This is a genomic window from Rhodopseudomonas sp. (assembly GCF_036404135.1).
Classification (GTDB): Bacteria; Pseudomonadota; Alphaproteobacteria; order Rhizobiales; family Xanthobacteraceae; genus Rhodopseudomonas_A.
This window is the reverse complement of sequence record NZ_DASWPE010000142.1, coordinates 25,040-31,665: the sequence shown is the minus strand read 5'-3', so window position 1 is coordinate 31,665 and position 6,626 is coordinate 25,040. Positions and strand designations below refer to the sequence as shown.

Below are 6,626 nucleotides of genomic sequence, written 5' to 3'. Positions count from 1 at the left end.
TGCCGCCGCCGAACTGCACCAGCCCGACCTGTCGTCCGACTCGCTGCCCGAAATCGCCTTCAGCGTCGAGGCCAGCCTGCGGCGCAAGGGCGTCGGCAGCACGCTGTTCAAGCAGCTGATCGCGGTGGCGAGTTCGCTGGGGTATGAGCGGCTGCGCATCACCACCGGTTCGCAGAACCAGGCGATGCGCGCGCTGGCCAACAAATTCGGCGCCCACCTGACCTTCCGGCGCGGCGAATCCACCGGCACCATCGATCTCAATCCCAGCGTCGACGCGCCCAATCTGGCGTCGGACGGACGGGATCTCGATGTGAAGGAAGAGCTGCCGGCTGACGCCGCCAAGGCGCTGATCGATTTCAATCAGGCCTGCTGGATGCTGTTTTTGAGAATGTCGGGCCTCGGCAAAGCCGCGTAGCCTGTTTGGCAATTTGGGCGCCGACGCCTGGGTCGGCGCGGATCCGCGCTTGCATTGTCGCGCGGCCATTCAACCGGAATTCAAAACGCAGAGCGCCGCCGTCGCGGCGCCAACCGCTGCTGCAAACCGTTGCTTACGAGCCGATCCGCTTGTCGTTGCCGAATTTGCGGGTGACGCGGCGCTCCACCACGATCGAGCGCTGAAAACCCTGCTCGCCGGTGATCACGCGGGTGGTGCGGGCGGCGGCGCGGCTCGCCTTGCGAACCTCGGTCTGCACCGCCTCGACCGGCATGCCCATCAGCGAGGCGGCGATCTCGGCCTGCGACTCGACGTCGTCGGTGATGCCCATCGCGGCGAAGATCGCTTCATCCAGCGTCGGCGGATCGCGGCGCACCCGACGCACGCCATATTTCGTATTCCAATCTTCACTCATTGGTCGGCCTGTGCTGCATCGATGAAGTGATTGACCGCATGCTGCGACGTAGAAATAAATATTACGTAGCAGACCCGTCGCGTTGGTTTTGCCTTGATCGACACAGTTGCGCGTTGCGCCAGATCAATAACGCAAACTCCCGCATGCGCGCAAATGTCGCTGCGACTTCAGAAACATACGCGATCAGGGTTGAGCGCAGACCGGGTTGCAATCCGAGCTGAGTGCGGCGGCTAGGCCCGGAACACGGTCAGTCCGAGCAGCAGCAGCACCAGGAAGATCACCAGGAAGATGTAGAACAGGATGCGCGAAACGTCGGCGGAGGCGGCGGAAATGCCGGTGAATCCCAGCACCCCGGCGATCACCGAGACCACGAAGAAAATCAGCGCCCATTTCAAAATCGTCATGACCATGCTCCGTCTCTTCAGCGAAGTTTGAACGGCAAGGCGCGACGTTGGTTCCCGTGTTTGGGTGCGATGCGATGCGCGATCGCGTCAGGCCGCCTGGCGCCGGATCCTGGCGATGACTCCGGCGGCGATCTGCATCGTGGTGCCGATCATCCAGGCGACGCCGATCAGCGCCACCAATGGCAGCGCCAGCCGCTCATCGACCACGATCGCATAGACCGAGATCACCGCGGTGAGCGCGGTCAGAAACGTGCCGATGGCGCTGAACAGTTCGACGGAGTCGGTTCTGGCGACGTGACTCGGCGGCGTCTCGGGATCATGCAGCGGCGGCGGCAGGTCGATGCCGAGGTAGAAGCCGATGGCGCCGAACGCCAACATCGCCAGCGCCGCGGTGCCGGAGCCCATCTCGATATTGCTGCGGATCAGATTGGCGGCGACGAACAGCCCGCACGCCGCCCCGGCCATCGCCAGCCCGATCCGCTCCACGACGTGGGCCGACTTGCTGATCGCGGAGCGCGTGTCCCAATTGGCGTGTCGTTTGCTCATCCGTCCTGTGTAGCAGAAACCGCGGCCGCTGACACGCCGCTTCGGATCCGGCCGACGCCGGCGGCAACCGGATAGTCCTTCGCCGCAGCATGATCGTATCATGAGCGCGCGGCCGGCTTGCTGGCGCCGCCGCGCGGCCTTAGGTTGGCGCGGCGTCGACCAACCGGCAGGGGACCATGATCAAGCCCATTCGTGCAGTTTCACTCGTCTGTCTGCTTGGCGGCAGTCTGCTCGCGCTGAGCGCGGGATCGGCTCCGGCGCGGGCGCAATCCGCCGATCTGGTGTTGTGCGACCGGCTCGCCGCCGATCCCGCCGACCCGGACAAGCCGGCCGACGTCAAGGGCGTGGCGGAGATCGCGCCCGGCGACGTCGCCACCGCGATCAAATTCTGTCGCACTGCCGCGGCTTCGTCGCGGCGCGCGCTGTACGGGCTTGGCCGCGCCTATGCTGCCAACCGGCAGAGCAATGAGGCGATCGCGGCGTATCGCAAGGCCGCCGACAAGGGCAGCAGCTCGGCGATGGTCGAACTCGGCGTGCTTTATGCGACCGGCGCCGGCGTGGCCAAGGACGACGCCGCGGCGCGAAAATTGTTCGAGCGCGCGGCGGAAGCCGGCAATCCGCGCGGCATCAGCAATCTTGCGGCGCTGTCCGGCGGCGGCGGCGCGCCGGCCGATCCGGTGCGTGCCCGCGCGCTGCTGGCGAAGGCCGCGGAGAGCAATGCGGAAGCGCAGTATCAACTCGGCATGATGCTGGCCGAGGGCCAGGGCGGCGCCAAGGACGACGTCGGCGCCCGCAGCCTGTTCGAGAAGGCCGCCGCGCAGGGCCACCCGGCGGCGCTGGAGCGGATGGGGGCGTTCGCGCAGAGCGGCCGCGGCGGGCCGCAGGATTCCACAGCGGCGAAGGACTATTATCAAAAGGCCGCGGCGCTCGGCAATGACGACGCCAAGGCGGCGCTGAAGCGCGCCGAATGTCCCTATGTGCTCAAGGACAAGCACGGCGGTGTGGTCAGCAATCTGTGCTTCTGAGCGCATCACCGTGTGGGCTGCGATGGGAAGCGGGCCACCTCATGCGCGTATTCACGCGGCAAGCCGAGTTAGCGGCGACCGGCCACCGCCGCTTCGGGTAACGTCTCGCGACCGCTCGAACAACCGCAGCATTCGCCGGCCTCATGGACGTCGTCGCTCGCCTTGATCTCCGCCAGCAGGCGGGCTTGCTGCGCTTGCAATTCGGCGGCGCGTTGCCGCGCATCACTGAAGTAACGCTGTCTCAGGCGTTCGAAAACCCGCATCTTGCTCTCCCATGCCAATTCGCCGTTATTTTTCCGGATTGTGGATGCCGATCGTTGTGCCGGAGCAACCCCGGCGCGGAATGCGCGCCTGCGACCGCCGTGCCACACGCTGCGAGAAATCCACCGCAGCTCGAACTTAAGCCGGCTCCGCGCGTTGACTGGTTCCATTCCTCGGAGAACGAACCATGGCTGGCGTAAGCGGCATCAAAGAACATATGGAAGTGATCGGCGCCGACGGCGTGCATATCGGCACGGTCGATCGCGTCGACGGCGATCGCATCAAGCTGACCAAGGCCGACAGCGGCCAGGGCAGCCACAAGGGCCATCACCATTTCATCGAAGGCAGCCTGGTCGCCGAGATCGAAGGCAGCAAGGTGCGACTGTCCGCCAATGGCGACGTCGCGGTGACAATGGAAGAAGAGAAGTAACTCAGGATTTGTTATTGTCGTGGCAGAGGCCGGCGCGCCGCGCCGGCCGAGCAGCGAAGCGATCCAGGGCTTTGTGCATGGCCTTGGGTTGCTTCGTCGCAACAGCTCCTTGAAATTACGCGTTGAACGCCTGATGTCATCGATCGCTTCATCGATCGCTTGTTGAGCGAGTTCTTTTAAAAAGCATAAGTCGATCCGAGCCACCGCGATCCACAGATCTAAGATCTGCTCAGCGCGTGAGATAGCGCGCCTCGAGAGCCGCGCGCTGCGGCGGGCCGAGGCCCAGTCCCTCGGCGAGATAGCGATCCAGCCCGCCGAAGTCGGCGCGGATCGCGTCGAACGCCGCGGCGAGGAATGAATCTTCCACCGAGACCAGGACCGCGGTGATATCGGCCGGCAGCGGCAGGCTTCTTGCGGTGGCGTCGTCGAGCCGATAGTGCCGGTTGGTCAAAAGATAATCCTCGATGATCGTCGCGTCGGCGACGCCGAGCGCGTGCAGGATCAGCGCGCAGGCAAAGCCGGTGCGGTCTTTGCCGGCGGTGCAGTGGATCACCAGCGGCGCGTGGTCTTCCAGAAGATGCGTGAACAGCGCGCGGAACGCCTGCGTGTTGTTGTGTACGAAATCGCGGTAGGACTCTCGCATCAGCTCCGCGGTCTCGCCGACCGACAGCGGCGCGCCGGCGATGATGCGGTCGCGCAGCGCCAGCATGATCGCGGGCTCGATCGGCAGCGAATGCACCGCGATGTCGTCGACGCAGCACATCGTGCCGAGCCGCTCCTTGACGCCGCGCAGGTCGAACGCGGTCTTCAGGCCAAGGCCGCGGAGTACGGCGATGTCCGCGCCGGTGAGCTGCGCGAGATGGCTGGATCGGAAGATCTGCCGCCAGCGCACGCTGCGGCCGTCCTTGCCGGGATAGCCGCCGAGATCGCGGAAATTGCTGGCGCCTTCGAGCGCGAGGTGTCGCGGATAAGAATCGAGCATGCGCAAGTGTAGCCGATCGACATTGGCGAGGGGATGACAGACTGCGGCGGGCTATGCGATCCAGCCGAGCAGCCGGAACCAGCCATATTGTAGCGGCGCCAGCAGCACATAGGACAATGCCGCCAGCAGCAGGCAGAGCTTCAAGCCGTCGCGGGCGGCGACCTCGCCGAGGCCCATCGCCACCACCAGCGGCGAGGCCTGATACGGCAACAGCGGCGTCGCATAGCCGAACACCTGGCTCATCAGGACGGTCATCAGCGGCAGGCCGGTGGAGTCCGCCAGCAGCCGCGCCAGCGGCGTGAAGATCGCCGGCACGCCGTTGCCGGTGACGACGAAGTTCAACGCCGAGCTGAGCCCGAGCAGCGAGGCGAAATCCAGCGCCGGCTGCTGCGGCCGCAGCGGCAGCGCCTGGATGATGTAGCGGCCCACCGCCTCGCCGAGCCCGGACTGCGTCACCACCGCGGCGAGCCCGAGAATGCCGGCGACGTAGAGACAGGTGCGGATATTGACGCCGCTGGCGAACTCCTCGGCATTGAGAAATCCGATCCGCGGCAACAGGCAGAGGCACGCCGCGGCGAGCCCGATCCAGGCCGGCGAGATGCCGTGCCAGCTGTCGCTGATCCACAGCGCCAGCGTCGCCAGCAGCAGCCAGCTCAGCCGGCGCGCCTCGGCGCTGAGCGGGGCCGGCGGCTCGGTATCGATGATCGGCTGCGGCCGGGCCGGGAACATCACGCAGACGCAGACGATCAGCAGCACGCCCTTGGCCAGGCCGAGCACCGGGGCGTGCAGCAGGAAATACGACAGGTAACTGAAGTGCAGCCCGAACGCGCTTTCCGCGGCGCCCACCAGTACCAAGTTTGGCACGTTGGAGGGCAGGATGCTGGCGGAGAGTTCGAAAGTGGCGAAGCCGACCGCGAGCACCAACCCGCTGCGGCCGCGGCTGCCGGCTGTGAGCCCGGCGCGATCGGCCAGCGCCAGCACGATCGGCACCAGCAAGGTGATGCGGCCCATGTTGGAGGGCATCACGAAGGCCAGTGCGTAGCACAGCAGGACGACGCCGCCGACCATAAGCGGCCACGAGGTGGTGAGCCGGGGCGCCAACAGTCGCGCCGCGCGGTCGGCGAGCCCGACCTTGCGGATCGCGGTGCCGAGCACGAAGCCGCTCAGCACCAGCCAGAACGCCGCGGAGAAAAATCCGGCGAACACGGTGTCGGCCGGCGCCACCCGCAACAGCATCGCCGCGGCGAAGAACAACAGCGCGGTGAGGAATTCCGGCAGCCACGCCGCCGCCCACAGCAGGATCGCCGCCGCGGTCAGCAGCGCGGGCAACAACAGGTTGCCGGACATGGGGGTCAAGCGGGCGTCTCGGGCGTGACAACGGGGCGGGTGACGACGATTGTAGCGCCGATCCCGCGATGCGCAATGTCAGGCGATGCCGAGCGAAAACGCCAGCGTGCCGACCGCGGCGTGCGACAGGATCAAGGGCCAGATGTTGCGCATCTTCAGATAGGCGATGCCCCAGATCAGCCCGACCAGGAAGGTGTTCAGCAGCAGCATGGCGTCGCCATAGGCCAGATGGATCAGCGAGAACATCGCCGAGGAATACAGCACATAGGCCCAGTTGCTGGTCTGCAGTTTGTCGGTCATCAGCTTCGGGATCGAGCGGCACACCACCTCCTGGCAGGGGCTCGACACCAGCACGTAGAACGGCGCGAAGCTGAGCCAGTTCGGCGGCTGCCGGGTGAAGCTGAAGATCTGCGCCTCGACCACCATGATCGCCGCCAGCCCGACGGTGACCGCGCCGCAGCCGATCCAATGCGACATCAGGATCGGCCGGCTGAGCCCGAGTTCGGCGAAGGAGAAGCCGCTGTAGAAGCACAGCGCGATGCACAGCACGGAAATGCCGAGCAGGGCGTGCAGCCGGTATTCAAACGACAACGCGCCCCAATGGATGGCCAATCCGGGGATCGAGATCAGCGCGGCAAAGCCGGCCAGCGGCGCCAGGGCCCGCCATTGACGCAAAATTGTCATATACCTTTATACCAGACGACGTAAAAATGTCATGCCGCGATATGCCGGCGAGCTTCCGCCGGTTCCGGGGCCCGGCAAATTTCGTGATTCCGTCGCGCG

General features: G+C 65.8%; 10 protein-coding genes. 3 read left to right on the top strand and 7 right to left on the bottom strand.

Annotation, left to right across the window (positions count from 1 at the left end):
- Positions 1-415 (top strand): GNAT family N-acetyltransferase (locus VGC77_RS17405; protein ID WP_331172824.1); only part of this gene is annotated, 415 nt, incomplete at its 5' end.
- A 133-nt stretch (positions 416-548) separates the two neighbouring features.
- On the opposite strand, the gene VGC77_RS17400 is transcribed toward VGC77_RS17405, so the two are convergent.
- From VGC77_RS17400 to VGC77_RS17390, 3 genes are all read right to left on the bottom strand, one after another.
- Entirely contained in the window at positions 549-848 is a 300-nt protein-coding gene (locus tag VGC77_RS17400; RefSeq protein ID WP_331172823.1) for a hypothetical protein, read from the bottom strand.
- A 230-nt stretch (positions 849-1,078) separates the two neighbouring features.
- Positions 1,079-1,252, bottom strand: coding sequence for a DUF1328 domain-containing protein (locus VGC77_RS17395; protein WP_331172822.1), 174 nt, complete (start codon positions 1,250-1,252; stop codon positions 1,079-1,081).
- An 87-nt stretch (positions 1,253-1,339) separates the two neighbouring features.
- Positions 1,340-1,798, bottom strand: a complete 459-nt coding sequence (locus VGC77_RS17390; RefSeq protein ID WP_331172821.1) for a hypothetical protein — start codon at positions 1,796-1,798, stop codon at positions 1,340-1,342.
- A 176-nt stretch (positions 1,799-1,974) separates the two neighbouring features.
- On the opposite strand from VGC77_RS17390, the gene VGC77_RS17385 reads away from it, so the two are divergent.
- Entirely contained in the window at positions 1,975-2,823 is an 849-nt protein-coding gene (locus VGC77_RS17385; RefSeq protein WP_331172820.1) for a tetratricopeptide repeat protein, read from the top strand.
- A 68-nt stretch (positions 2,824-2,891) separates the two neighbouring features.
- Here the strand turns inward: VGC77_RS17385 and VGC77_RS17380 are convergent, their stop codons facing one another.
- Complete coding sequence (locus VGC77_RS17380; RefSeq protein ID WP_331172819.1) at positions 2,892-3,086, bottom strand: hypothetical protein; 195 nt, start codon at positions 3,084-3,086, stop codon at positions 2,892-2,894.
- 185 nt (positions 3,087-3,271) lie between these two features.
- Here VGC77_RS17380 and VGC77_RS17375 point away from each other — a divergent pair, with 185 nt between their 5' ends.
- The gene (locus tag VGC77_RS17375) at positions 3,272-3,514 is read left to right on the top strand and encodes a DUF2171 domain-containing protein (RefSeq protein ID WP_331172818.1); all 243 of its coding nucleotides are present in this window, start codon (positions 3,272-3,274) and stop codon (positions 3,512-3,514) included.
- Between the two features lie 229 nt (positions 3,515-3,743).
- Here VGC77_RS17375 and VGC77_RS17370 read toward each other — a convergent pair whose 3' ends face one another.
- The 3 genes from VGC77_RS17370 to VGC77_RS17360 all read right to left on the bottom strand — a co-directional run bounded on the left by VGC77_RS17370 (position 3,744) and on the right by VGC77_RS17360 (position 6,527).
- Complete coding sequence (locus VGC77_RS17370; RefSeq protein WP_331172817.1) at positions 3,744-4,496, bottom strand: tyrosine-protein phosphatase; 753 nt, start codon at positions 4,494-4,496, stop codon at positions 3,744-3,746.
- A 51-nt stretch (positions 4,497-4,547) separates the two neighbouring features.
- Positions 4,548-5,843 (bottom strand): SLC13 family permease, encoded by a 1,296-nt coding sequence (locus VGC77_RS17365; protein WP_331172825.1) that lies wholly within the window; start codon positions 5,841-5,843, stop codon positions 4,548-4,550.
- Positions 5,844-5,921: 78 nt separating this feature from the next.
- Entirely contained in the window at positions 5,922-6,527 is a 606-nt protein-coding gene (locus VGC77_RS17360; protein WP_331172816.1) for a CPBP family intramembrane glutamic endopeptidase, read from the bottom strand.
- Positions 6,528-6,626: the final 99 nt, after the last annotated feature.